The organism is Thioclava atlantica, assembly GCF_000737065.1.
In the GTDB taxonomy this organism is placed as follows: domain Bacteria; phylum Pseudomonadota; class Alphaproteobacteria; order Rhodobacterales; family Rhodobacteraceae; genus Thioclava; species Thioclava atlantica.
The window spans coordinates 16655-41455 of sequence record NZ_AQRC01000010.1; the positions used below are offsets into that span (position 1 = coordinate 16655).

26 protein-coding genes are annotated in these 24801 nt (G+C 65.5%); 12 read left to right on the forward strand and 14 right to left on the reverse strand.

The features are described from left to right. Nucleotides 1-78: 78 nt before the first annotated feature. Together DW2_RS12595 and xrtD are read left to right on the forward strand one after the other, a co-directional pair. Nucleotides 79-2523, forward strand: coding sequence for a tetratricopeptide repeat protein (locus DW2_RS12595; protein WP_038147135.1), 2445 nt, complete (start codon nt 79-81; stop codon nt 2521-2523). A 125-nt stretch (nt 2524-2648) separates the two neighbouring features. Further along, complete coding sequence (xrtD, locus tag DW2_RS12600; protein WP_038147137.1) at nt 2649-4229, forward strand: VPLPA-CTERM-specific exosortase XrtD; 1581 nt, start codon at nt 2649-2651, stop codon at nt 4227-4229. A gap of 3 nt (nt 4230-4232) precedes the next feature. Here the strand turns inward: xrtD and DW2_RS12605 are convergent, their stop codons facing one another. Both DW2_RS12605 and DW2_RS12610 read right to left on the reverse strand, forming a co-directional pair. Further along, nucleotides 4233-4529: a hypothetical protein gene (locus DW2_RS12605; RefSeq protein ID WP_038147139.1), complete on the reverse strand. Its 297-nt coding sequence runs from the start codon at nt 4527-4529 to the stop codon at nt 4233-4235. A 162-nt stretch (nt 4530-4691) separates the two neighbouring features. Continuing rightward, entirely contained in the window at nt 4692-5924 is a 1233-nt protein-coding gene (locus DW2_RS12610; RefSeq protein ID WP_051856026.1) for a glycosyltransferase family 4 protein, read from the reverse strand. A gap of 91 nt (nt 5925-6015) precedes the next feature. Between DW2_RS12610 and DW2_RS12615 the strand changes: the two genes are divergently transcribed. Further along, nucleotides 6016-6786, forward strand: a complete 771-nt coding sequence (locus DW2_RS12615) for a metallophosphoesterase (protein WP_038147140.1) — start codon at nt 6016-6018, stop codon at nt 6784-6786. A 51-nt stretch (nt 6787-6837) separates the two neighbouring features. Here DW2_RS12615 and DW2_RS12620 read toward each other — a convergent pair whose 3' ends face one another. Then, nucleotides 6838-7521, reverse strand: a complete 684-nt coding sequence (locus DW2_RS12620) for a sugar transferase (protein ID WP_081874978.1) — start codon at nt 7519-7521, stop codon at nt 6838-6840. Between the two features lie 373 nt (nt 7522-7894). Between DW2_RS12620 and DW2_RS12625 the strand changes: the two genes are divergently transcribed. Continuing rightward, entirely contained in the window at nt 7895-8209 is a 315-nt protein-coding gene (locus tag DW2_RS12625; RefSeq protein WP_038147142.1) for a TM2 domain-containing protein, read from the forward strand. A 3-nt stretch (nt 8210-8212) separates the two neighbouring features. Here the strand turns inward: DW2_RS12625 and DW2_RS12630 are convergent, their stop codons facing one another. Beyond that, entirely contained in the window at nt 8213-9028 is an 816-nt protein-coding gene (locus DW2_RS12630; protein ID WP_038147144.1) for a heme-dependent oxidative N-demethylase family protein, read from the reverse strand. 54 nt (nt 9029-9082) lie between these two features. Continuing rightward, nucleotides 9083-9487 (reverse strand): DUF6314 family protein, encoded by a 405-nt coding sequence (locus DW2_RS12635; RefSeq protein WP_038147146.1) that lies wholly within the window; start codon nt 9485-9487, stop codon nt 9083-9085. 74 nt (nt 9488-9561) lie between these two features. Here DW2_RS12635 and purB point away from each other — a divergent pair, with 74 nt between their 5' ends. The 7 genes from purB to DW2_RS12665 all read left to right on the forward strand — a co-directional run bounded on the left by purB (nt 9562) and on the right by DW2_RS12665 (nt 15711). Continuing rightward, nucleotides 9562-10866, forward strand: coding sequence for an adenylosuccinate lyase (gene purB, locus DW2_RS12640; RefSeq protein WP_038147148.1), 1305 nt, complete (start codon nt 9562-9564; stop codon nt 10864-10866). 89 nt (nt 10867-10955) lie between these two features. Then, nucleotides 10956-11108: a chitin-binding domain-containing protein gene (locus tag DW2_RS19805; RefSeq protein ID WP_156102972.1), complete on the forward strand. Its 153-nt coding sequence runs from the start codon at nt 10956-10958 to the stop codon at nt 11106-11108. 76 nt (nt 11109-11184) lie between these two features. Further along, complete coding sequence (locus DW2_RS12645; protein WP_420340843.1) at nt 11185-12267, forward strand: flagellar motor switch protein FliG; 1083 nt, start codon at nt 11185-11187, stop codon at nt 12265-12267. 128 nt (nt 12268-12395) lie between these two features. Next, on the forward strand, nt 12396-13397 hold the full coding sequence (gene gap / locus DW2_RS12650; protein ID WP_038147149.1) for a type I glyceraldehyde-3-phosphate dehydrogenase: 1002 nt from the start codon (nt 12396-12398) through the stop codon (nt 13395-13397). A 31-nt stretch (nt 13398-13428) separates the two neighbouring features. Continuing rightward, nucleotides 13429-13572 carry a hypothetical protein gene (locus tag DW2_RS20080; protein ID WP_038147151.1) on the forward strand — a complete coding sequence of 48 codons (144 nt, stop codon included), beginning with the start codon at nt 13429-13431 and terminating at the stop codon, nt 13570-13572. Between the two features lie 106 nt (nt 13573-13678). Next, on the forward strand, nt 13679-14680 hold the full coding sequence (gene gap / locus DW2_RS12660; protein WP_038147154.1) for a type I glyceraldehyde-3-phosphate dehydrogenase: 1002 nt from the start codon (nt 13679-13681) through the stop codon (nt 14678-14680). Between the two features lie 272 nt (nt 14681-14952). After that, a complete protein-coding gene (locus DW2_RS12665) occupies nt 14953-15711 on the forward strand; it encodes a YfdX family protein (protein WP_038147156.1) in 759 nt (252 codons plus the stop codon). 3 nt (nt 15712-15714) lie between these two features. Here DW2_RS12665 and coaD read toward each other — a convergent pair whose 3' ends face one another. From coaD to DW2_RS12680, 3 genes are all read right to left on the reverse strand, one after another. Then, on the reverse strand, nt 15715-16215 hold the full coding sequence (gene coaD / locus DW2_RS12670; RefSeq protein WP_038147157.1) for a pantetheine-phosphate adenylyltransferase: 501 nt from the start codon (nt 16213-16215) through the stop codon (nt 15715-15717). 89 nt (nt 16216-16304) lie between these two features. Then, nucleotides 16305-16739, reverse strand: coding sequence for a CBS domain-containing protein (locus tag DW2_RS12675; RefSeq protein ID WP_038147159.1), 435 nt, complete (start codon nt 16737-16739; stop codon nt 16305-16307). A gap of 72 nt (nt 16740-16811) precedes the next feature. Next, nucleotides 16812-17726, reverse strand: a complete 915-nt coding sequence (locus DW2_RS12680) for a LysR family transcriptional regulator (RefSeq protein ID WP_038147165.1) — start codon at nt 17724-17726, stop codon at nt 16812-16814. 112 nt (nt 17727-17838) lie between these two features. Between DW2_RS12680 and DW2_RS12685 the strand changes: the two genes are divergently transcribed. Then, a complete protein-coding gene (locus DW2_RS12685; RefSeq protein ID WP_038147167.1) occupies nt 17839-19338 on the forward strand; it encodes a CoA-acylating methylmalonate-semialdehyde dehydrogenase in 1500 nt (499 codons plus the stop codon). A gap of 80 nt (nt 19339-19418) precedes the next feature. Here DW2_RS12685 and DW2_RS12690 read toward each other — a convergent pair whose 3' ends face one another. The 6 genes from DW2_RS12690 to DW2_RS12715 all read right to left on the reverse strand — a co-directional run bounded on the left by DW2_RS12690 (nt 19419) and on the right by DW2_RS12715 (nt 24717). Next, nucleotides 19419-19769 carry an H-type lectin domain-containing protein gene (locus DW2_RS12690; RefSeq protein WP_038147169.1) on the reverse strand — a complete coding sequence of 117 codons (351 nt, stop codon included), beginning with the start codon at nt 19767-19769 and terminating at the stop codon, nt 19419-19421. Between the two features lie 103 nt (nt 19770-19872). After that, entirely contained in the window at nt 19873-20274 is a 402-nt protein-coding gene (locus tag DW2_RS12695; protein ID WP_038147170.1) for a F0F1 ATP synthase subunit epsilon, read from the reverse strand. 9 nt (nt 20275-20283) lie between these two features. Then, complete coding sequence (gene atpD, locus DW2_RS12700) at nt 20284-21702, reverse strand: F0F1 ATP synthase subunit beta (RefSeq protein ID WP_038147171.1); 1419 nt, start codon at nt 21700-21702, stop codon at nt 20284-20286. Nucleotides 21703-21723: 21 nt separating this feature from the next. Next, entirely contained in the window at nt 21724-22605 is an 882-nt protein-coding gene (locus DW2_RS12705; RefSeq protein ID WP_038147174.1) for a F0F1 ATP synthase subunit gamma, read from the reverse strand. A 21-nt stretch (nt 22606-22626) separates the two neighbouring features. After that, on the reverse strand, nt 22627-24156 hold the full coding sequence (atpA, locus tag DW2_RS12710; RefSeq protein WP_038147176.1) for a F0F1 ATP synthase subunit alpha: 1530 nt from the start codon (nt 24154-24156) through the stop codon (nt 22627-22629). Next, on the reverse strand, nt 24157-24717 hold the full coding sequence (locus DW2_RS12715) for a F0F1 ATP synthase subunit delta (protein WP_038147178.1): 561 nt from the start codon (nt 24715-24717) through the stop codon (nt 24157-24159). It lies immediately after the preceding gene. Between the last annotated feature and the right edge of the window lie 84 nt (nt 24718-24801).

Consider the following 24801-nt stretch of genomic DNA (forward strand, 5'->3'; position numbering starts at 1 on the left):
AAGCCTTTATCGAAGCGCCCGATGTGGCTAATCTATCGCAAAGCGCCCTCGAGAGCGCCATGAGACAGGCCGGAGCAGATGCCCATACCCTTCGCGATGCGGACCACCGCTCTCGTGCTTTGCGCGGGGCTCGCACTTGCGGGCTGCAAGAGCAAGCAGGAGAAGGCGGAGGAATATTTCCGTTCGGCCGAGACCCTGCTGAGCCAGGGCGATGCCGAGCGCGCGATGGTCCAGCTGCGCAACGTCTTCGACTATGACGGCAGCCACCGGGAGGCGCGGCGGCTCTATGCGGATCTGCTTTTGCGTCAGGGTCGGCTGCAGGAGGCCTATTCGCAATATCTGCGCCTGGTCGAGCAATATCCCGATCTTGTCGAGGTCCATCGCCTGCTGTCCGAATTGTCGCTGCGCACCGGCAATCTTCGGCAAGCGCGTCAGCAGGCCCAAGCCACGCTCGAACTGCGGCCCGACGATCCCGGCGCGCGCGCGGTCCTGCTCGCGCTCGACCTGCGCGAGGCGATGCAGCGCAATGACAAGAGCGCTTACCCCCAGATCGCGGATGATGCGCGCGGCCTCACCCGCGTATCGCCCGAGATCGCGACCGGCTGGCACGTGCTGATCGACGCGCTCACCGCGCAGGGCGAGGATGCACAGGCGCTGACCGCGATCGACGGGGCGCTCGCGCGCAACCCTGCGCAATACCGGCTGCAGGTCCTCAAGCTCCGGCTGATCAGCGCCGAGCAGGACCAGACGGCGATCGGGGCGCAGCTCGAGACCATGCAGGCGCTCTTTCCCCGGGACCAGAAGACCCGCACCGCGCTGGTCGCCTGGTTCGTGCTGCGCGACGATCCCGGAGGTGCCGCGCGCTTCCTGCGCAAGCTCGCCTCGGAGCCCAAGCGACAGACCGAGGGGTATATCGAACTCGTCCGGTTCCTGGCGCGGGCGCGCGGGACGAAGGCCGCGCGCGACGAGCTCGACACCCTGATCTCGCAGTCGCGCGGACAGTCCAACGAGGCGATCTTCACGGCGATGCGGGCCGATCTCGATTTCTCCACCGGCAAACGGTCAGCGGCGCTGGAGCGGATGAAGACGCTTCTCGCCCGGTTGCGCGACGACGAACAGTCGCGACGGCTGCGGGTCGCCTATGCCCGGATGCTCGATGAGACCGGGGAGAAGGCGGCGGCGCAGGCTCAGATCGAGCAGGTGTTGAAGGCGGATGCGCTCAACGTGCCCGCCTTGCAGCAAAAGGCGCGCTGGATGATCGCGGAGGACCACCCCGAGGACGCGCTCGTCGCGCTGCGCACCGCGCTGCAGCAGGCGCCCGACGATCCCGAGACGCTTACCCTCATGGGCGAGGCCGATCTGCGCGAAGGGGCACCCGATCTCGCGCGCGGCCGTTTCGCGCAGGCCTATGAGGCCTCTGATCGCGGCGCCGAAGAGGCGATCCGCTATGCCGATTTCCTCCTCACCCATGATCGCCGAAGTGCTGCGCGGTCGCTCCTGACCGATGCGGTCGAGCATAATCCCGACTCTCCGGGCCTGCTGCAACGGCAGGCCGATCTGGCGCTGAAGGAAGGCGACTGGGCCCTGGCCCATTCGATCGCCGACCGGCTCGACGCGAGCGGCACGCCCGAGGCGCGGAGCCTCGCGCAATCGATCCGGGCCGCGATTCTCATGGGACGCGGGCGCACCGACAACGCGATCGAGACGCTCAAGGCTCTGGCGGAAACCAATGACGGCGGCGCGGCCTCGGTCGCGGCGGTGATCGAGGCGCAGCTTGCCGCGGGCCGCGACGAGGCCGCCGCCCAGTATCTCGACGAACAGCTCGCAAAGGCTCCGCAGTCGCACGGGCTGCGCCTTCTTGCCGCCAACCTCGCGGCGCTGCGTGGCGAGAACGCCAAAGCGGAGGCCGGCCTGCGCGCGCTTGCCGCGGATGCCCCGGACGATCCGCGCCCCGCGCGCCAGCTCTATCGCCTGCTGGCGGCTCAGGGGCGCGACCCCGAAGCCCTCGCGGTCGTCGAGACCGCCCTCGCGCAGACCCCGCACCCCGACACGCTGCTGCAGCTCTATCGCGCGCGGGCGCTCGAGAAGGCCGGACGATACGAAGACGCGATCGCCAGCTACGGGAGGCTCTACGCGCAGGACGGGGACAACCTCGTCGTGGCGAACAACCTCGCGACGCTTCTGAGCACCCGGCGCGACGATCCCGAGAGCCTGGAGCGCGCCGCGCGGATCGCCAAGAGGTTCCGCGAGCGCCCCGAGCCCGCCTTCAAGGACACCTATGGCTGGGCCGAATACCGGCTCGGCCGTTACAAGCTCGCCGAACCGCTGCTGGCCGCCGCCGCCGCGGGCCTGCCCGACAACGCGCTCGCGCAGTACCACTATGCCAAGGTGCTACTCGCGCTCGGGCAGACCGACCGCGCGGCCCGTGTCCTGCGCCATGCCGTCGATCGCGCCGGGGGCGAGCCGCCCGAAGCGATGACGAACGCGGCGCGCGAGCTCGAGGCCCTCGGCAAGGCGGACTGAGCGGGCGTGAAAGTCACAGCCCGCGGCGTGAGCGCCATCCGTCGGCCTTTGTGCTTTGGATCGAAGGGCATCGCGGATAATGTTGCCGCCAAAGCTCCGCACGAGACGGGCAAGAGGCGAGCAGTATGAGCACGACGAGCACCAATCTCCGAGCGGTGCGCGCCCTGCCTTGGGGTGCGCTCGGCCTGATCGCGCTCGCCGCGGCCTCGGCCCCCGTCTTCGCCCTCGGGCTGCGCAGCCTCGGTGCGGCATGGTCGACCCCCGAATACAGCCACGGCCCCGTCATCCCGCTCATTTCGCTCTATCTCTTCGCCCGCGAACTGCACCGGGCGCCCCCTGCCACGGCCCGGCCCGCGCGGCGCTGGCCCGGCCTTGCGGTCCTCGCACTCGGCTTCGCGATCGCGGGCTTCGGCAATCTCGCGCAGATCGCCGACATCGTGACCTACGGGCTGATCGTCTGGGTGATGGGCGTGGTCCTTCTCAGCATGGGCTGGGACGCCGGACGGCGGCACTGGAAGCCCGTGCTGCACCTGATCTTCATGCTGCCGCTGCCGCAGATCCTCTATTGGAAGCTGACGATCTTCCTGCAATTCGTCTCGTCGAATCTGGGCGTGGCGCTGGTGCGGCTGGCGGATATCCCGGTCTATCTCGAAGGGAACGTGATCGACCTCGGGGTCTTCAAGCTGCAGGTGGCCGAGGCCTGTTCCGGGCTGCGCTACCTGTTCCCGATCCTGAGCTTCTCCTATCTCTTCGGCATCCTCTATCGCGGCCCGTTCTGGCACAAGGCGGTGCTCTTCGCGATGGCCGCGCCGCTGACCGTGCTGCTGAACGCGCTGCGCATCGGCGTGGTGGCGATCCTCGTCAACGCCTACGGGATCGGTCAGGCCGAGGGCTTCCTGCATGTCTTCGAGGGCTGGGCGATCTTCGGCGCGGCGATCGCGACCCTCAGCCTCGCGGCGATCATGCTGCAGCGGCTGACGCCCGATCCGCTGCCGCTCCCCGAAGCGCTCGATCTCGATTACCGGCGCTTCGCACCCGAGGCGCGGCGGGTGCTTTCGCTGGCCCCGTCGCGGATGCTCCTCGCGGCGATCGGGTTGGCGCTGCTGGCGTCCACCGCACTCACCAGCCTGCCGGGGCTACGGACCGAGTTGCCGCACCGGCTGAGTTTCGCGGACTTCCCCGGCAGGATCGACGACTGGAACGGAGAGCGCCGGCCTCTCGATCCGGAAACCGAGGCCGTGCTCGGCGCCTCCGACTACCTCAATACCGTCTATGCCGATCGCGCGCGCGAGCACGCGGTGAACCTCTTCGTCGCCTGGTATGCGGATCAGAGCAATGGCGAGGGCATCCATTCGCCGGATGTCTGCCTGCCGGCGGGCGGATGGGAGGTGAGCGCCTTCGCCCCCCACCGTCTCGCCCTGCCCGGCCGCGCCGCTTTCACGGTGAACCGGGCGATCATCTCGAAGGGCCTCAGCCGATCGCTTGTCTATTACTGGTTCGACGAACGCGGCGTGCCAATGACGAGCGACTGGCGCGCGAAGCTCTCGGTGATCCTGGACGGGGCGATGCGCGGGCGAACCGACGGGGCGTTGGTGCGCTATGTGACACCGATCGCGCGGGACGAGGAGATCGAGGGGGCCGATGCCCGCCTCACCCGTTTCATCGCAAGTTCCCTGCCGCGGCTCGACGCCTATATTCCCGACTGAGGCTTACGAGCCGAGCGCGGGAGCGCCTTCCCAGCAATGCGGGATCGGCTGGCGCGTGTCGAAGACGAGAGCACAGGTTTCGGCCGTCTTGAGCGCCGCATCGACGCGCGCATCGGCCCGCGCCGGTGTCAGCCCGAGGGCGAGTGCGTGGGTGACCGGATCGTAAGGCGTTTGCGTGGCGAAGGCAGGCGCCGCAACGGGGGCGACCTCGCGGAGTTCTCCGGCGGACGCGGCCGCCGCACCCAGCGCGCCAAGGACAAGGGCCATCGCGCCGAGGACCCGCCGCGACTTCCCTGCCATCCGAACCACTTGAGGAGTATCCATCGGCCTCAAAACTCCACGCCCCGCCTTGCGAGGCCACTGGATTGATTTGTGGCGGAAAAGGGACCCCGATCAAGGCAAAACTCGATTCAATGCGAAAAGCCGCGGGCGCCGGAAACAATCCCCTCTGCGAAGCAGGGATTATTTCCCCATCTTATCGAAAATGCGGCGATATGCAGCAAGGAGCCGCCGCGCCGAAAAGTCCCAGGACAGCGCCTCGAGCACCCGTTCACGCCCCTTGCGGCCCATCTCGCACCCGGTCTCCGGCGCCTCGATCAGCTCGGCGATGCGCGCCGCGAAATCGCGCGGATCGTTCGCACGGGCGTAGAGCGCCGCATCGCCCGCCGAAGCCCTGCCCTCGGTCAGCTCGAACTGTACGAGCGGCTTCTCGAGCGTCATGTATTCCATGACCTTGTTCATCGTGGAGATGTCGTTCATCGCGTTTTTCGGATCGGGCGCCACGCCGATATCGATCGCATTCATCGCGGCGAGCATCTCGTCGCCATAGAGCGGGCCGGTGAAGGTGACGTGATCCGAGAGGCCCCGCGCCGCCACGTCGGCCTCGACATTGGGAAGTTCGGGCCCGAAACCCACCACGACCAGATGCAGATCGTCATGGCCCACCTCGCGGATCAGGATCTCGACCGCCTCGATCAGCAGGTCCATCCCCTCCTGCTGGCCGATCACGCCGATATAACCCAGCACGGTTTTCGCGCCCCGGCGATAATCGGGATTGCCCGGTCCGGGAAGGAATGTTTCGACCCGCGGGGCGGAGCGCACGACGAAGACATCCTCGGGGGCCATTCCGCCGCGGGTGATCGCGATCCGGCGGAAGCTTTCATTCGTGGCCATCGACACGTCGGCACAGGCGAAGGTGATCCTCTCCCAGATCCGCATCACCCACCACAGAAGTCCCTTCTTGCCGAATTTGGCCTCGAACAGTTCGGGGCAGACATCGTGATGGTCGAACATGTAGCGCACGCCCGAGAGCCTGTAGCGCAGCGCCAGCAGCCAGATCAGGTCGGGCGGATTGCAGCCCTGGATCACATCGAAGCCGCGCTCGCGCCGGACGATCCGCGCCAGCCGGAACCAGTGCCGGATCGCGTGACCATATTCGCGCGCATAGGCGAGCGCGCCGGAATGGGCCTCGGGCGGCGCGGGGTGGCGGTAGATGTGGATGCCGTCGATTTCCTCGTAGGGTGCGTCCCAGCCGCGCCCCATCGGGCAGATCACGCTGACCTGATAGCCCGCCTGAGCGAGTGTCGTCGCCTCCAGCCAGACGCGCCGGTCAAGCGGCACGGGCAGGTTCTCCACCACGATCAGGATCCGTCCCAGCGTCATCGCTCCCTGCCCCGCGAGCGGTTCGCCGCCCATTTTCGCGTGAGCCCCTTTTGCTCGGCTCTCCCGGGGGTTATGTCGCAGTCGAGCGTCGGTTTCTACCCCGCCCAAACCCGGATTTCCGAACATGTTGCGATCAATACTCTCACGCCTTTCCCAACCCGGCGCCTCCCCCGATGGCCTCCCGCGCCCCGATGCTCCCGTCTGCATCATCGGGGACATTCACGGCCGCGCGGATCTGCTCGACGCGATGTTCGCGCGGATCGCGGCCGAACCGGAGGCGGCGCGGGCACGTATCGTCACGCTTGGCGACATGATCGACCGCGGGCCGGATTCGGCGCAGGTCCTGTCTCTGCTGCATGCAGCGCAGCGCGAAAACCCCGCGCGGATGGTCTGCCTCATGGGCAATCACGAGCGGATGATGCTCGATTTCCTGATCTCGCCTGACGTACACACGGTGCGCTGGCTCAACGCGGGCGGGGCCGAGACGCTTTTGAGCTTCGGCATCACGCCGCCCGATCCCGGTCATCCCGACCCGGGCGTGCTCGACGAGTTGCGGATGGAGCTTGCGCGCGCGATCGGGCCGGACCTGCTGGCCTGGGTCGACGCCCGCCCGCTCGTTTGGCGCGACGGGCGGATCGCGGCGACCCATGCCGGGGCCGATCCCTATCACCCGCTCGAACGGCAGAGCCCGGATGCGCTGCTCTGGGGCCACCCGCGCTTCGCGACCGCGCCCCGGCGCGACGGTGTCTGGATCGCCTATGGCCACTGGATCGTGGAACAGCCTTTCGCCGGCGAGGGAAGGATCGCACTCGATACGGGTGCGTTCAACACGGGCGTGCTCAGCGCGGCATGGATCGACCGCAAGGGGCTGAAATTCCTTCAGGTTCAGCGCTGAAACGAAAAGCGCCCCGGCAAGGGGGCGCTTTCGTCGTGAAAGAACGAGACCTCAGCAGCCGGTGCGACGCAGCACCACGCCGAAGGTCTTCATGCACAGCCACAGATCGTTCATCAGGGACATCCCGACATAGTAGCGCTCGTCGAAGCGGACACGGGCGACGAAAGTGGTCGTCGAGCGGCCCATCACCTGCCACGGGCCGGTAATGCCCGGGCGCATCCGGAAATAGGCCATGCCCATCGCATTGCGGTAGATCCCTTCCTGCTCGACGGTGAAGGGACGCGGGCCCACCAGGCTCATCGAGCCCAGCAGCACGTTGAAGAACTGCGGCAGTTCGTCGAGGCTCGTGCGGCGCAGGATGCGGCCGATCCAGGTCACGCGCGGATCATGCTGAAGTTTCTGGTGGACTTCCCACTCCTCGGCGATCTCGGGATTCTCGGCGCACAGACGGGCGAGCTGCTCTTCGGCATCCACATGCATCGTGCGCAGCTTGTAGCAGCGAAAGCGCCGCCCGCCGCGGCCGATCCGCTCCTGAGCGAAGAAAGCCGGCCCGCCATCGAGGCGCACGAGCGCCGCGAGGATACCGATCAGCGGCAGCAGGACCGGCATCGCCAGCAGCACCGCGACCAGATCGAAGAGGCGCTTCCCAAGCCCCTCGTAGCTGATCGCCTCGGTGCTCAGAGCCCCGTTTTTCGTCAGGCCCAGCTGGTCGATATTGGTCGAGAAATTCGTCATGACTGCTCCGCGAAATTCTTTCCAAACCGGCGGCAGGATGCACACCGTCCTTGGGCAGTCTTTCTCGCGACGAATTCGTCCAAATCTGTGACGGAAGGCGACAGATCTTGAGTTCGTTTCGCGACACGAAACTTTTACAGAAATGACGACTCGCAGATACATCTTCTGCAAGTATCTGTTTTTAATGGCTTTCTACCCTTGGTAGAGGGCGGATTTTGTTACAAATTTGGCATAAGACATGGATACCGCCATGTTTCCCGCCCTTTTGCCTAAGTTCCTTCCACCGCACGGGCAGCGACGCTCGGCATCGGGCCTCTCTTGATCTCCGCCTCGCCATCTCCATATCGAGAGGGAAGATGTTACGGAGATTAACATGACCCGAGATGACGCCCGCGCCCTCTATATCGAGCAGCGCGTTGCCAATGAGAAGAAATCCGCGCTCGCCGCCTACCTTCTGTGGTTCCTGCTGCCGATGCTCGGCGTGCACCGCATGTATCTGGGCCGCGTCGGCTCGGGGATCATCATGCTGTTGCTCACCGGCCTCGGCACGCTCTTCGCGCCGGTCCTGATCGGATATATCCCGCTCGCCTTCGTCGGCCTCTGGTGGCTGATCGACGCGCTGCTGATCCCCGGCATGATCTCGCAGGGCATGGCCGAGACGCGCTGGCGGCTGATGCAGGAGAGCTGAGGCTCAATCCGCGCGGCGGATCGGGTGGTCTTCCAAGGCCTGCGCCTGCTCGGGCGTAAGGTTCTCGAGCCGCACGATCTGGGTGTGGATCGAGAAGACCACGGCGCGGGTCCGCGGCAGGCGAAACAGGCATTGCCGTTCGACACGGATGAAAGGCGCATCCTCGGGAGCGTGGTCGAATTCGTATTCCGAGCGCGGATCGTGCAGATGCGCCTGGGAATGGGCCGCGGTGCCCCGCATAAGCCCGCGGCCTTCCTGAACCCCGTCCATGAGCCGCTGCACGCGTTTGGCCAGATCCTCGCTATAGATCTCGATCGGCGCGTGGATGCGCATCATCGGGCGCATGAATTTCTCGGGCAGCCGCCAGCCCGAGGGAAAACACAAGACACCGCCCGTGAGCACATGCTCCCCATGCCCCTGCCCCTCCGGGTCGGATTGCATCAGGCATAGGTCGCATTGCACCAGCCGCCCCAGCATGCGCAGCGGATCGGAGGGATCGAACGCGACGCGCACCCCGTCGGGGCGGCGCACCGCCTCCGGCTCGACGGCGAACCCGAGCGGAGGCAACAGATCCAGAACCAGATCGAATAGCTCCGCGGCTGCCGAGCGCGCGCCCTCCGACAGCCCGAGCACCAGCTCGGGCTGCTCCGCGATCAGTTCATCGCGCAGCGCCATCTGCGCGCCATAGGCGTCGTCGACCTCGAACCAGTCCGCGTAGCCGACCGGGATCACCCCGGGCAACCGCCGCGTGCGCGGATCGGTCCAGGGCGCGAAGCTCAGGCGTTTCTGCAAGATCGCGGGGCGATTGATGTCCTTCATGACAGCAAACCTGCGCCGGTTTCCGCGACGAGGCAAGAGTGCATGGCGCGGGGCTCAGGCCGGTCGATAGTCCGAGATCATGACGTAATCCTTGCGCGGCCCGCGCACCCGCCATTCCGCGCGCCAATCGGGCCAGTGCGCGAATTCATAGGTGACCCGGTAATCGTCGGGGTCGCACCAATGCGCCGCCTCGGGCGCGTCGGGGGCGAAACTGTGAAACGGTCGCCCATCCTCGAAGAAGACCGCGATCCGGCCCCCTTCAGTGCGCCAGAGATAACGCCGCTCGGCACGCATCCGCTGCCCGCCGGGCAGGATCAGCGCGCCCTCCTCCAGATAAAGCAGCCCTTCTCCCTCTGGGACGAAGCGCGCCGCGCCCTCGAAGCGGGCCTCCGATCCGTCCGCATGGCGGATCTCCCGCGTCAGCGCCCACTCACCCGCGAAATCCGACAGCTCCGGCATGCGCCCTCCCTTGCCCCAAAGGCAGGTGCAGTCTAGAAGCCGCCTCAACCACCTGCAATCTAAGAGGCCCGCCGATGATCCCGCGTTATGCCCGTAAAGAGATGGTCGACATCTGGGAACCCGCCACCAAGTTCAAGATCTGGTACGAGATCGAGGCCCATGCCTGCGACGCCCAGGCCGAGCTGGGTGTGATCCCGAAGGAAAACGCGGAAGCGGTCTGGAAAGCCAAGAACGTCGAGTTCGACGTGGCGCGGATCGACGAGATCGAAGCGGTGACCAAGCATGACGTGATCGCCTTCCTGACCCATCTGGCCGAACATGTCGGCTCGGACGAGGCCCGCTTCGTCCATCAGGGCATGACCTCCTCGGACGTGCTCGATACCTGCCTCAACGTGCAGCTGGTGCGCGCCGCCGACATCCTGCTGGCCGATATGGACAAGGTTCTGGCCGCGCTCAAGAAGCGCGCCTACGAGCACAAGGACACGATCCGCGTCGGCCGCAGCCACGGCATCCATGCGGAGCCCACCACGATGGGCCTGACCTTCGCGCGCTTCTACGCCGAGATGGACCGCAACAAGGCGCGCCTTGCCGCGGCCCGTGAAGAAGTGGCCACCGGCGCGATCTCGGGTGCGGTCGGCACGTTTGCCAATATCGACCCGCGCGTGGAAGAGCATGTCTGCAAGATGCTGGGCCTGCGCCCCGAGCCGATCTCGACCCAGGTGATCCCGCGCGACCGTCACGCGATGTTCTTCGCCACGCTCGGCGTCATCGCCTCGTCGATCGAGAATGTCGCGATCGAGATCCGTCACATGCAGCGTACCGAAGTGCTGGAGGGCGCGGAATTCTTCTCGATGGGCCAGAAGGGCTCGTCCGCGATGCCGCACAAGAAGAACCCGGTCCTGACCGAGAACCTGACGGGCCTCGCGCGCCTCGTGCGGATGACCGTGATCCCGGCGATGGAGAACGTGGCGCTTTGGCATGAGCGCGACATCTCGCACAGCTCGGTCGAGCGCGGGATCGGCCCCGATGCGACCGTGACGCTCGACTTCGCGCTGAACCGCCTCGCGGGCGTCGTCGACAAGATGATCATCTACCCCGAGAACATGCTGGCGAACATGAACAAGTTCCCCGGCCTCGTGATGAGCCAGCGGGTGCTGCTGTCGCTCACCCAGGCGGGCGTGTCGCGCGAAGACGCCTATGCGATGGTGCAGCGCAACGCGCTCAAGGTCTGGGAAGACCGCGTCGATTTCCGCGAGCAGCTGCTGGCCGATCCGGAAGTGGTCGAAGCGCTTGGCGTGGACCAGATTAACGCGCAATTCGACATGGGCTACCACACCAAGCATGTCGACACGATCTTCGCCCGCGTCTTCGGCGAATAAGCGCTCTGCCGCCGCGCATGTCATCTGACTATAGCGCGGCGGCATCGATTCGGCTTACGCTGGGTCATCTGGCAAAGGGAGTTTGCGTGATGACCCGGACTATTCTCGCAGCCGCCGTACTGATCCTCGCCCCGCTCGCCGCAGGAGCGCAATGCTCGCGTGAGCATCAGGCCTCGATGTCCTGCCCGCAGGGGCAGATCTGGGACAAGGATGCCGGCGCCTGCGTGGTGCAATCGAGCTGACCCGAGCGCGCTAAGCGCTCCTTAACCGGCCTCGTGTCAGGCTGCCTTCCGAAACGGATGGCAGCAGCGGATGGAGATGCCGGTGAACGCGATTGCGCCGATGACGGGGCTCGGCAACCTGTCGGGGTTCGACGAGGGGCCGGAAACCTCGCTCCCCTCCTGCGACAGCCTGACCCGCAAGCAAAAGGCCGCGCTGATCGTGCGGCTGCTCGCCGCCGACGGGGTGAAACTCCCGCTTTCCGATCTCAGCGAGGATCACCAGACCGAACTCACCGAACAGGTGGGGCGGCTGCGTCTGGTCGATCGCGAGACCCTCGCCGCCGTGGTGGAGGAGTTCTGCGATGCTCTCGAGGCGGTGGGCGTGGCCTTTCCGGGCGGGCTCGACGGGGCGCTGACGCTGCTCGACGGCCAGATCTCCCCCGCGGCGACCTCGCGATTGCGCCGGCTCGCGGCCGGAAAATCCCGCGCCGACCCGTGGGAGCGGATCGCCGGCCTGCCCACCGAGGTTCTGCTGCCCGTCATCGCGGAGGAAAGCACCGAGGTCGGCGCGGTGATGCTGTCCAAGCTCTCCGTCGGAAAGGCGGCCGAACTGTTGGGGCAGTTGCCCGGCGACAAGGCGCGCCGCGTCGCCTATGCGGTCTCCCTGACCGGCAATGTCGCCCCCGAGACGGTGCTGAGAATCGGTCAGGCGCTCGCAGGGCAGCTCGATGCGCAGCCGCCCAAGGCCTTTGACAGCGGCCCGGTCGAGCGTGTGGGCGCGATCCTGAACTCGGCCCCCTCGGCCACGCGCGACTCCGTCCTTCAGGGCCTCGAGGAAGAAGACAGCGCCTTTGCCGAAGAGGTGCGCAAGGCGATCTTCACCTTCGCCAACATCCCGGCCCGCATCGACCCGCGCGACATTCCGAAGATCCTGCGCAAGGTGGATCAGGCCCGCATGGTCACGGCACTCGCCGCGGCGAAGGGCCCGCTCGAACCGTCCCGAGAATTCATCCTCTCCAACATCTCGCAGCGCATGGCGCAGACCTTGCGTGAAGAGATCGAGAATCTCGGCAAGGTGAAGGAGAAGGATGCCGAGGAAGCGCTCAGCGAGGTCGTCGCCGCGATCCGGGAAATGGAGGCTGCGGGCGAGATCGTGCTCACCGCCGAGGACGAGGAATAGCCACCCGACCCGCTTCGTTACCGCAAACACCCGATGTTTTCGCTAACATGCTGGTCTGAAAGCTTTTCCCGATATGCATACGATGGTATCCCGCGCCCAACCCATCGATCCTTGCGGGAGAGATCACCATGACCGTCACCATCGGCATCAACGGCTTCGGCCGGATCGGGCGCTGCACTCTGGCCCATATCGCGGAGGCCGCGCGCAATGACGTGCAGATCGTCAAGATCAATGCGACCGGCCCGATCGAGACCAATGCCCATCTGCTGAAATATGACAGCGTGCATGGCCGTTTCGGCGGCCCGGTGAAGGTCGAGGGCAAGACGCTCGATCTCGGCCGCGGCCCGATCGAGGTGATGTCCACCTACAATCCCGAAGAACTCGACTGGGACGGGGTCGATGTCGTGCTCGAATGCACCGGCAAGTTCAATGCCCGCGACAAGGCGGCCGTGCATCTGGGCCGCGGCGCCAAGCGCGTCCTCGTCTCGGCGCCCGCCACCGATGCCGACAAGACGATCGTCTATGGCGTGAACCACCGCGAACTGCGCCCCGAGCACCATGTCGTCTCGAACGGCTCGTGCACCACCAACTGCCTCGCGCCGCTCGCCAAGGTGCTCAATGACGCGATCGGGATCGAGTCGGGCGTGATGACCACGATCCACTCCTATACCGGCGATCAGCCCACGCTCGACCGCCGCCACAAGGATCTCTACCGGGCCCGCGCCGCCGCAATGGCGATGATCCCGACCTCGACCGGGGCCGCGAAGGCGATCGCGGAGGTGCTGCCCGAGTTGCAGGGCAAGCTCGACGGCACCGCGCTGCGCGTGCCCACGCCCAACGTCTCGGCCGTCGACCTGACCTTCGAAGCCTCGAAGACGGTGACCCGAGACGAGGTGAACGAGATCGTGCGCGAAGCCGCGGCGGGCTATATGGGCATGGTGCTCGGCTACGATCCCGAGCCCAAGGTCTCGATCGACTTCAATCACACCCAGCAATCCTCTATCTTCGCCCCTGACCAGACCAAGGTGGTGGGCAAGCTGGTGCGCGTCCTCGCCTGGTACGACAACGAATGGGGCTTCTCCTGCCGGATGGCCGATGTGGCCGGCGCGATGGGGCGGCTCCTGCACTGACGCGCCGATGACAGGCGCGCGAGAGGGACGGATGACCAATCGCATCGCGCTCTGGCTGGCAGCCATCATCATCATCCTGATCGCAGCGGATGCGTTCTTCGACGAAGGGCGCATCCTTCTTTTTCTGGCGAAGGAAACCGCCGATCTGATCGAATATGTCGCCTTCTGGCGCTGACGCTCTATCGTGGAGGTTGACCTTCGCGCGCAAACGCGCTTGTTAGCGTTAACGGGAATTCTGCCCGAGCAACTCCCTGCCGGGCAGCCAGCCAGAGGAGACGGAAATGACGGTCAAGGTTGCCATCAACGGGTTTGGACGGATCGGGCGGAACGTGCTGCGCGCGATCGTGGAATCGGGTCGCACCGATATCGAGGTGGTCGCGATCAACGATCTCGGCCCGGTCGAGACCAACGCGCACCTGATCCGCTTCGACTCGGTGCATGGCCGCTTCCCCGGCGAAGTGACCACCACCGACGACACGATCGACGTCGGCCGCGGCCCGATCAAGGTGACCGCGATCCGCGACCCGAAGGAACTGCCCTGGGACGGCGTCGATATCGCGCTGGAATGCACCGGCATCTTCACCGCGCGCGACAAGGCGGCCTTCCACCTCGAGAACGGCTCGAAGCGCGTCCTGGTCTCCGCCCCCGCCTCGGGCGCCGACAAGACCATCGTCTTCGGCGTGAATGACGGCGTGCTGACCGCCGAGGATCTCGTCGTGTCGAACGCATCGTGCACCACGAACTGCCTCTCGCCGGTCGCAAAGGCGCTCAACGACGCCATCGGGATCTCGAAAGGCTTCATGACCACGATCCACTCCTATACCGGCGATCAGCCGACGCTCGACACGATGCACAAGGATCTCTATCGCGCCCGCGCGGCCGCGATGAGCATGATCCCCACCTCGACCGGGGCCGCGAAGGCCGTGGGTCTCGTGCTGCCGGAACTGGCGGGCAAGCTCGACGGTGTGGCGATCCGCGTGCCGACCCCGAATGTCTCGGTCGTCGATCTCGTCTTCGAAGCCTCGCGCGACACCACGGTCGAAGAAGTGAACGCCGCGATCAAGGCAGCCGCCGACGGCCCGATGAAGGGTATCCTCGGCTATACCGAGCGCCCGAATGTCTCGATCGACTTCAACCATGATGCGCATAGCTCGACCTTCGCGATGGACCAGACAAAGGTGATGGAAGGCCGCATGGTCCGGATCCTGAGCTGGTACGACAACGAATGGGGCTTCTCGAACCGCATGGCCGACACCGCGGTCGCGATGGGCAAGCTGATCTGAGCGGTCGCGAAGGGCCGCGCGCCCTCCACGACACGCAGCGCGCGATGCGCCCGTGAATACCATCCAAAGGCGGCTCCCCCCGTGGGGCCGCCTTTTTCCGTTCCGCGATCACGCAGATCTCGCGGCTCGGGCGCGCGCCCTCACCCGCGCGCCGCAAGGGGTGAAAGGGGTTGAAAGAACCCCTGCCCGCTCTTCGCGTTCTGCCGATATCCGGGAGGCGCCGCTGCGCACCACCCGGATCCGCACAACGTCTCAGAGAAGGGATTTGACCCATGAAACGGAACCGCAAACTCCTCGCCCTCGCGATGTCCGGCGCGCTCGTCGCGGGCCCGATGGCCTATACCGCCGCGCCCGCGATCGCGGCCACTTCCAGCTCCACCGCCGCCCCCACCGCTCCGAGCGCCGCAAAGGACGCGGTCGCCAAGACCACGTCGAGCGCCGCGAACAAGGACCTTCTGACCACCGTCGATGATGCCTATACCGCGATGCGTGACGTGCGCGCGGCGCGGCTCGCGATCTTCGACGGCAATACGAAGCTTGCCGGGCAGATGACGCAGGACGCGCTCGCCAAGATGCAATCGGCCCAGAAATCGGAGGCGAAATGGGGCGTGCCCTCGAAGTCGGGCCAAAAGGGCATGACCTATCTACCCTTCGACAGCTCGATCGCGCTCGGCGAGGATTTCGCCGTCACCCCGGACAATGAGAAGGCCGTCGGCAAGGCGAATGGCCAGATGGCCAAGGGCGACACGAAAGGCGCCGCCGATACGCTCAAGGCGAGCAACATCAACGTCTCGGTCGCCGCGGCGATGGTGCCCGCGAGCCAGTCCGTGACCCAGCTCCAGGATGCCGAGAAGAAGATCAAATCGGGCAATTTCTACGAGGCCAACCTCGCGCTCAAGAAGGTCGAGGACGGGGTCGTGATCGATCAATGGGCGCTCAATGACGTGCCGCAGCAGGCCGGTCACGCGCACCAGACCTCCTCGGCCACGCCCCAGAAAACGAGCCCGGCCGGCACCAAGAGCAATGGCTGAGCGTCAGGCGCGATCCGCGTAGGCGCGGATCAGCGCGTCGCGCACGGCGGGGGTGACGAATTTCGAGACATCCCCGCCGAGCCGCGCGATTTCCTTCACCAGCTTCGAGGCGATGGCCTGCCGACGCGCATCGGCCATCAGGAACACGGTCTCGATCTGCGGATCGAGCGCGCGGTTCATCCCCACCATCTGGAATTCGTATTCGAAATCGGCCACGGCGCGCAGGCCGCGGATGATCACGCCCGCCCCGACATCGCGCGCGCAATCGATCAGCAGGTTCTCGAACGGGTGGACGACGATCTCGCCGCCGCGCCGGGCGGTGATCGGGGCGCATTCCGCCTTGATCATCTCGACGCGCTCCTCAAGCGGGAAGAGCGGCCCCTTGTCCCGGTTGATCGCAACCCCGATTACCAGCCGGTCGACCAGCGCCATCGCCCTCTCGATGATGTCGAGATGGCCCAGCGTCACCGGGTCGAAGGTTCCAGGGTAAAGACCGATCCGCATGGCATCCTCCCATCGTTCCCCGCCAAGGGTTGGCGCACGCAACTATATTGCGTGTCGGAATGCAAGCAGGAAGCTGCCGCAATGCAGCATCAGTTGCCCATGATCATGCCCTGAAGGGCCTCTTTCTCCATATGAAGCTCGCTCAGGCGCGCCTTCACCACGTCGCCGATCGAGATCAGCCCGATCATTTCGCCATCGCGCAGGACCGGCATGTGACGGAAACGCCCTTCGGTCATGTGCTCCATCACGTTATCGGTGCTGTCGCCGGGGGCGCAGGACTTGATGTTGCGCGTCATGACGTCGGCGGCCTTGAGGGTGAGGCAGGCGGGCCCGCGCCGGGCGATCTCGCGCACCACGTCGCGCTCGGAGACGATGCCCATGACCTCCGTGCCATTCGACGACACGACGACCGCGCCTATGCGGTGGGACGAGAGCAGGGTCGTCACATCCCCGAGGGTCGTCTCCGGCGTGACCGTCACCACCTCGGACGGGCCCTTGTCCTTGAGAATTTGCATCACCTGCATCGCGGCCTCCCTGAAACATCGCGTTTTATCAAGCGTCTCACCGGGATGCGCGCTCTGTCAACACAGTTGCGTTCACGGCGGCGCAAGACCGCTTTGGGCGGCCTCGCGTTCGAGCCGCACCACCTCGTCGCGCAGACCCTGCCCCAGGGCTTCGGCAAACCGCGTGAGTCGTTCCGAGCGGCGATCATCGGCGTGGCGGATGAGCCAGAAGGAGCGCTCGAGCCTCACCTCGTCGGCGAGCACACGCACCACGCCCGGCGCGAAGGGAATGGCGAAATCATGCACGATGCCGATCCCTGCCCCGGCCTGGATCATGTGCATCTGGACCGAGGCCGAGTTCGAGGCGAGCCCCACGACTTCCGCCTCGGTCTCGGCGAAATAGTCGAGCTCCTTGTCGAAGATCATGTCGGGGATATAGCCGATCATCCGGTGCGCGCGCAGATCGGCTTTGGTGCCGATCGAGGGCGATTTCGAAAGGTAGTCGCGATGCGCGGCCAGGCTGAGGTGGTAATCCGTGAGCTTCTGCACCGTGAGCCGCCCCGCCGTGGGACGCGACACCGCGATCGCCATGTCGGCCTCGCGCTTGGACAGGTTGAAGACCCGCGGAAGCGCGACCACCTGGATCTCGAGACCCGGATTGGCATCCGAGATCCGCGCGCAGACCTGCGGCAGGAGGTAATTCGCACAGCCATCGGGCGCACCGATCCTGAGCTGTCCGGACAACTGGCCGGCGATCCCCGAAAGCTCCTCCTCGGCCCCCGCGAAGGCCTGCTCGGCGCGTTCCGCATGGGGCAACAACCGATCGCCCGCCTCGGAGAGCGCGTAACCTTGCGGCGATTTCACGAAGAGCTTGGCTCCGAGGGTTTCCTCGAGCCGCGCGATCCGCCGCCCCACCGTGGCCGCATCGAGCTTCAGCCCGCGTCCGGCGCCGGACAGGCTCTCGGCGCGTGCGACGGCCAGGAAAATACGCAGATCATCCCAGTCCACGCTCGACCACCTTTGCGAAATTGCAAAACGCTTTTGAGTTTCTTCCTCTTTTTTGCGCATTTTCGCAAGGCTAGAGTCCGCGCAACACGAGTCTTTTCAGGAGGAGGTTCCCATGGAAGAAATCGGCCATTGGATCAACGGCAAGCGCGTTGCGGGCAAATCGGGCCGCTTCAGCGATGTCTACAACCCGGCCACCGGCGAGGTGCAGGCGCGCGTGGCGCTCGCCACCCCGGAAGAGATCGACGCCGCGATCGCGGATGCCGCGAAGGCACAGCTCGAATGGCAGAAGGTCAACCCGCAGCGCCGCGCCCGGGTGATGATGAAATTCGGCGCGCTGATCGAGCGCGACATGGACAAGCTCGCCGAGGCGCTCTCGCGCGAGCACGGCAAGACGCTGCCCGACGCGCGCGGCGACGTGCAGCGCGGCCTCGAGGTGATCGAGGTCTGCATGGGCGCGCCGTCCTTCCTCAAGGGCGAATATACCGACAATGCGGGCCCCGGCATCGACCTCTATTCGATGCGTCAGCCGCTTGGCGTGGTCGCGGGCATCACGCCCTTCAACTTCCCCGCCATGATCCCGCTGTGGAAGATGGGCCCGGCCCTCTCGGCGGGCAACGCGATGATCCTCAAGCCCTCCGAGCGCGTGCCCACCACCGCTCTGATGCTGGCCGAACTGGCACAGGAAGCGGGCCTGCCCGACGGCGTGCTGCAGGTCATCAACGGCGACAAGGAAGCCGTGGACACGATCCTCGACCACGAAACCGTCCAGGCCGTCGGCTTTGTCGGCTCGACCCCGATCGCGCAATACATCTACGGTCGCGCGGCGGCGAACGGCAAGCGCGCGCAATGTTTCGGCGGCGCGAAGAACCACATGCTGATCATGCCCGACGCCGACATGGACAAGGCTGCCGACGCGCTGATCGGCTCGGGCTTCGGGGCTGCGGGCGAGCGCTGCATGGCGATCTCGGTCGCGGTTCCGGTGGGCGACGAGACCGCGGATGCGCTGATCGAGCGCCTCGTGCCGAAGATCGAAAAGCTGAAGGTCGGCCCCTATACCGGCGGCGAGGACGTGGATTACGGTCCCGTCATCACCTCGCAGGCCAAGCAGCGCATCGAGGGCCTGATCTCCTCGGGCGTCGAGCAGGGCGCGAAACTCGTCTGCGACGGGCGCGGCTTCTCGCTGCAGGGCTATGAGGACGGTTTCTTCGTCGGCCCGTCGCTGTTCGACAACGTCACCCCCGAGATGGATATCTACAAGGAAGAGATCTTCGGCCCGGTGCTGTCGATGGTGCGCGCGAAGAACTATGACGACGCGCTCAACCTCGTGATCGACAACCCCTATGGCAACGGCACCTCGATCTTCACCGCTGATGGCGACACCGCGCGCGATTTCGCCTCGAACGTGAATGTCGGCATGGTCGGCATCAACTTCCCGATCCCCGTGCCACTGTCCTACTACACCTTCGGCGGCTGGAAGAAATCGGCCTTCGGCGATCTCAACCAGTACGGCCCCGACGCGTTCCGGTTCTACACCAAGACCAAGACCGTCACCGCGCGCTGGTTCTCGGGCATCAAGGATGGCGCGAGCTTCAACTTCAAGGCGCTCGACTGAGCCTTGCGGCGGCGGCCGCCTCGGCGGCCTCTGCCACGGACGAACCGCAACGCCCCGCCCGAAACGGCGGGGCGTTCGCGTCAGAGGATCTCCCAGTCGTCCTCGTGCGACACGCCGCCGAGCGCGATCCAATCCGCCCGCACCCGCGCCACGCGCGTATCCCCCCAGGTCTTGAACACGATCTCGAAGCCTTCGGGGGTGACCTTCTCCGCGGCGACGTCCATGCGCCCGTTATGGTTGCAATCGAGATCCCACATCGACAGCGAGACATGCACCATCGGCGCGGACCGGAAGCCCTCAGCGAAACGAACCGGCTTGCGCAGCGCGCGCGGCCCCTCGCCGTCCCACATCTCGCCGCCATCCTGAAAATCGGAGAACAGCACGAGCGAACCCTGCTGCATTCCCAGACGATGGCTTTCGACGGTAATCATCCCCAAAGTGCCTCTCCCCGCATCCCGGACAATCTACGCGCGAGTTAGCCAAGAAAAAAGCCCCGGAAAACCGGGGCTTCCTTCAATCTCGTGATGCGGGGGCTCAGCCCAGCATATGCGAACCGAGCGCTTCCATGTCGGCCAGCAGCTTGGCGGTCATGTCGGCCACCGACGGATGCGCCTCGTCATGAACGCGGCGGGCCTCCTCGATCAGGCGATCGTGGACTTCCTTGGTGAACTCTTCCGCCGGAAGCGAGCGCTCGGCCAGAACCGTGACGCCCTCGGGGCTGATCTCGGCAAAGCCACCCGTCACCGCGTAGCTCTGGGTTTCCGAACGCGTCACCAGCGTCAGCTTGCCGGGCCGCAGCGTGGTCAGCATCGGTGCGTGGCCGGGCATGACCGTGAGGTCACCATCCGCGCCGGGCACCATGACCTCGACCGCTTCCTCGACAGAGGCGAGCTTGCGCTCGGGTGCGACCAGGTCGAATTGCATCGTGTCGGCCATAACGCCTCCTTACGCCGCAGCGGCGAGTTTCTCGGCTTTCGCTTTCACCTCTTCGATGCCGCCGACCATGTAGAAGGCCGCTTCGGGAAGGTGATCGTATTCGCCGGCGACCACAGCCTTGAACGACTTGATCGTGTCTTCGAGCGGAACCTGAACGCCGTCCGAGCCGGTGAACACTTTCGCAACGTCGAAGGGCTGCGAGAGGAAACGCTGGATCTTGCGCGCGCGGGCCACGGTGAGCTTGTCCTCTTCCGACAGTTCGTCCATCCCGAGGATGGCGATGATGTCCTGAAGGGCCTTGTAGCGCTGCAGGATCTCCTGCACGTCACGCGCCACCTTGTAGTGCTCTTCGCCGACGATCGCCGGGTCGAGGATCCGCGAGGACGAGTCCAGCGGGTCCACGGCCGGGTAGATGCCGAGTTCCGAGATCGCGCGCGACAGAACGGTCGTCGCGTCGAGGTGGGCGAAGGTGGTGGCCGGAGCCGGGTCGGTAAGGTCGTCGGCCGGAACGTAGACGGCCTGGATCGAGGTGATCGAGCCGGCTTTGGTCGAGGTGATGCGCTCCTGCATCGCGCCCATGTCGGTGGCGAGCGTCGGCTGGTAGCCCACGGCCGAGGGAATACGACCCAGAAGTGCGGACACTTCCGAACCCGCCTGGGTGAAGCGGAAGATGTTGTCGACGAAGAACAGAACGTCGGTGCCCGACTGGTCGCGGAACTGCTCGGCCAGCGTCAGGCCGGTCAGAGCGACGCGCGCACGCGCACCCGGAGGCTCGTTCATCTGACCGTAGACCAGCGCCACCTGCGAGCTCGACAGATCGTCGGGCTTGATGACGTTGGATTCGATCATCTCGTGATAGAGGTCGTTGCCCTCGCGGGTCCGCTCGCCAACACCGGCGAACACGGAGTAGCCCGAGTGCACCTTCGCAATGTTGTTGATCAGTTCCATGATGAGAACGGTCTTGCCCACGCCGGCGCCGCCGAACAGGCCGATCTTGCCGCCCTTGGAGTAGGGCGCGAGCAGGTCGATGACCTTGATGCCGGTCACGAGGATTTCCGAAGCGGTCGCCTGCGATTCAAAATCGGGGGCGGGCTGGTGGATCGCGCGGGTCTCGGTCGACTCGACCGGGCCCTTCTCGTCGACCGGCTCGCCGATGACGTTGAGGATGCGGCCGAGGGTCGCGTTGCCCACCGGGACCGAGATCGGCGCGCCGGTGTCTTTCACCGCGGCGCCGCGTACGAGGCCTTCGGTCGCGTCCATGGCGATGGTCCGCACCGAGCTTTCGCCGAGGTGCTGGGCCACTTCGAGCACCAGACGCTTGCCGTTATTTTCCGTTTCCAGCGCGTTGAGGATCGCAGGCAGCTCGCCGTCGAACTGCACGTCCACGACGGCGCCGATGACCTGGGTTACCTTGCCATTGCTTGCCATGACTGTCTTTCTCCGGTTCCGTCAGAGCGCCTCGGCGCCCGAAATGATTTCGATGAGTTCCTTGGTGATCGCGGCCTGACGCGAGCGGTTGTATTCGATCGTCAGCTTGTCGATCATCTCACCCGCGTTGCGCGTCGCGCTGTCCATGGCGGACATGCGCGCACCTTGTTCCGAGGCACCGTTTTCCAGCAGAGCGGTGAAGATCTGCGTGGCGATCCCGCGCGGAAGCAGGTCGGTGAGGATCTGCGTTTCGCTGGGCTCGTAATCGTAATTGACCGTCGGCACATGCTCTTCGCCCTCTTCCTGTTCGTAGGAAGCGGGGATGATCTGCTTTGCCGTCGGCTTCTGGCTGATCACGCTCTCGAAAATCGAGAAATAGATCGTCGCGACGTCGAACTCGCCGTTGTCGAAGCGGCCGATCAGATCGCGCGCAATGCGCTGCGCGTCGTCATAGCTCAGCTTCTTGACTTCGCTCAGGTCGACATGGCCGACGAAATACTGGCCGTATTCACGGCGCAGCGCGTCGCGGCCCTTCTTGCCGACGGTGAGGATCTTCACCTCTTTGCCTTCGGCGAGAAGCTTGTCGGCATGCTGCCGGGCGAGCTTGGCGATATTGGCGTTGAAGCCACCGCACAGGCCCCGCTCGGCGGTCATCACCACCAGAAGCTGGGTTCTGTCCGAGCCGGTGCCGCGCAGCAGGAGCGGGGCATTGTCCGCTCCCTTCACCGAGCCCGCGAGCCCCGCCATCACGGCATGCATCCGTTCGGCATAGGGGCGCGCGGCTTCGGCGCTTTCCTGAGCGCGGCGCAGCTTGGCCGCGGCGACCATCTGCATCGCCTTGGTGATCTTCCGCGTGTTCTTGACGCTTCCGATCCTGTTTTTCAGGTCCTTAAGGCTGGGCATGTCCCTGTCCTTTCAGGCCAATCACGCGAAGGTCTTGGCGAATTCGTCGATAGCGGCTTTCAGCTTGTCGGCGGCCTCGCCCTTGATCTTCGGGTCGTCATTGGTGAGCCACTCGAGGATGTCCTTGCGCGAGTTGCGCAGGTAGTCGAGCAGGCCCTTCTCGAACTTGCCGACTTCCGAGACCGGGATCTTGTCGAGATAGCCGTTGGTGCCGGCGAAGATGACGGCCACGATTTCCGCGTTGGTGAGCGGCGAATACTGCGGCTGCTTCATCAGCTCGGTCAGGCGCGCACCGCGGTTCAGGAGCTTTTGCGTCGCGGCGTCGAGATCCGAGCCGAACTGGGCGAAAGCCGCCATTTCGCGATACTGGGCGAGTTCGAGTTTCACCGGACCGGCGACCGACTTCATCGAGTTGGTCTGGGCCGAGGAGCCGACGCGCGACACCGACAGACCGGTGTTCACGGCCGGACGGATACCCTGGTAGAAGAGTTCCGTCTCGAGGAAGATCTGACCGTCGGTGATCGAGATCACGTTGGTCGGGATATAGGCCGACACGTCGCCCGCCTGGGTTTCGATGATCGGCAGCGCGGTGAGCGAGCCCGAACCGAAATCCTCGTTCAGCTTCGCCGAACGCTCGAGCAGGCGCGAATGGAGGTAGAACACGTCGCCCGGATAGGCTTCGCGGCCCGGCGGACGGCGCAGCAGAAGCGACATCTGACGATAGGCGACGGCCTGCTTCGAGAGGTCATCATAGATGATCAGCGCGTGCATGCCGTTGTCGCGGAAATACTCGGCCATCGCGGTCGCGGTATAGGGCGCGAGGTACTGCATCGGAGCCGGGTCCGACGCGGTCGCGGCGATCACGGTGGTGTATTCGATCGCACCGGTCTCTTCGAGCTTCTTCACGAGCTGCGCCACGGTCGAACGCTTCTGGCCGACGGCCACGTAGAAGCAGTGCAGCTTGTTCTCGGGATCGGCGTCGTTATACGACTTCTGGTTCAGGATCGTGTCGAGCGCGATCGCGGTCTTGCCGGTCTGACGGTCGCCGATGACCAGCTCGCGCTGACCGCGGCCGATCGGGATCATGGCGTCGACCGATTTCAGGCCGGTCGCCATCGGCTCGTGCACCGATTTACGCGGGATGATGCCCGGCGCCTTCACGTCGGCCACGCGACGCTCGGCCGCCTCGATGGCGCCCTTGCCGTCGAGCGGGTTGCCGAGGCCGTCGACGACGCGGCCCAGAAGGCCCTTGCCAACCGGCACGTCCACGATGGAGTTGGTGCGCTTGACGGTGTCGCCTTCTTTGATGTCCTGGTCCGAACCGAAGATAACGACGCCGACATTGTCGCTTTCGAGGTTCAGGGCCATCCCGCGGATACCACCGGGGAATTCGACCATTTCGCCGGCCTGAACGCTGTCGAGGCCGTAGACGCGCGCAATGCCGTCACCGACCGAAAGCACGCGGCCAACTTCGGCCACTTGGGCGTCCTGCCCGAAATTCTTGATCTGCTCCTTGAGGATCGCAGAAATCTCAGCTGCTTGGATGCCCATTTATCCAACCTCTTTCATGGCGTTCTTGAGAGAAGCGAGCTTCGAGCGGATCGACGTGTCGACCATGCGCGAGCCCAGCTTGACGATCATGCCGCCGATGAGACTTTCATCGACCGCGGTGTTCAGCTTGACGGTCTTGCCCGTCTGGTTCTTCAGGGTTTCGGCGAGCTTGGCAGCCTGAGCGGCGGTCAGCTCGGAAGCGGAAGTGACATCCGCCGTGACTTCGCCCTTCTCCTCGGCAATCAGCTCCGAGAGGGACTTGAGCAGTTGCGGCAACGTGAAGAGACGCCGCTTCGCCGCCATCAGCTGGAGGCCGTTTGACATCGGCTCCGACAGGCCCATCTTCGCGCCAAGCGCACCGATCGCGGCGGCCTGAGCGTCCCGGCCATAGACCGGCGAAGAGATCATTTCGCGCAGCTCCGCCGAACCGGCCAGCGACTCCGAGAGCGCCGTCACATCGGCTTCGAGCGCCGGCAGGGAATTGGCCTCGCGCGACAGTTCAAAAATGGCCAGCGCGTAGCGGCCGGCGATGCTTGCGGAAATCGAAGCTGGTTCGGACACGTCCACCCTTCCGATGCTTGTTGTCCTCCGCGCGCGACCCGGAACAGGTCTTGCGGAGGGTCTCCCCCGACGCGGAAGGTCGAG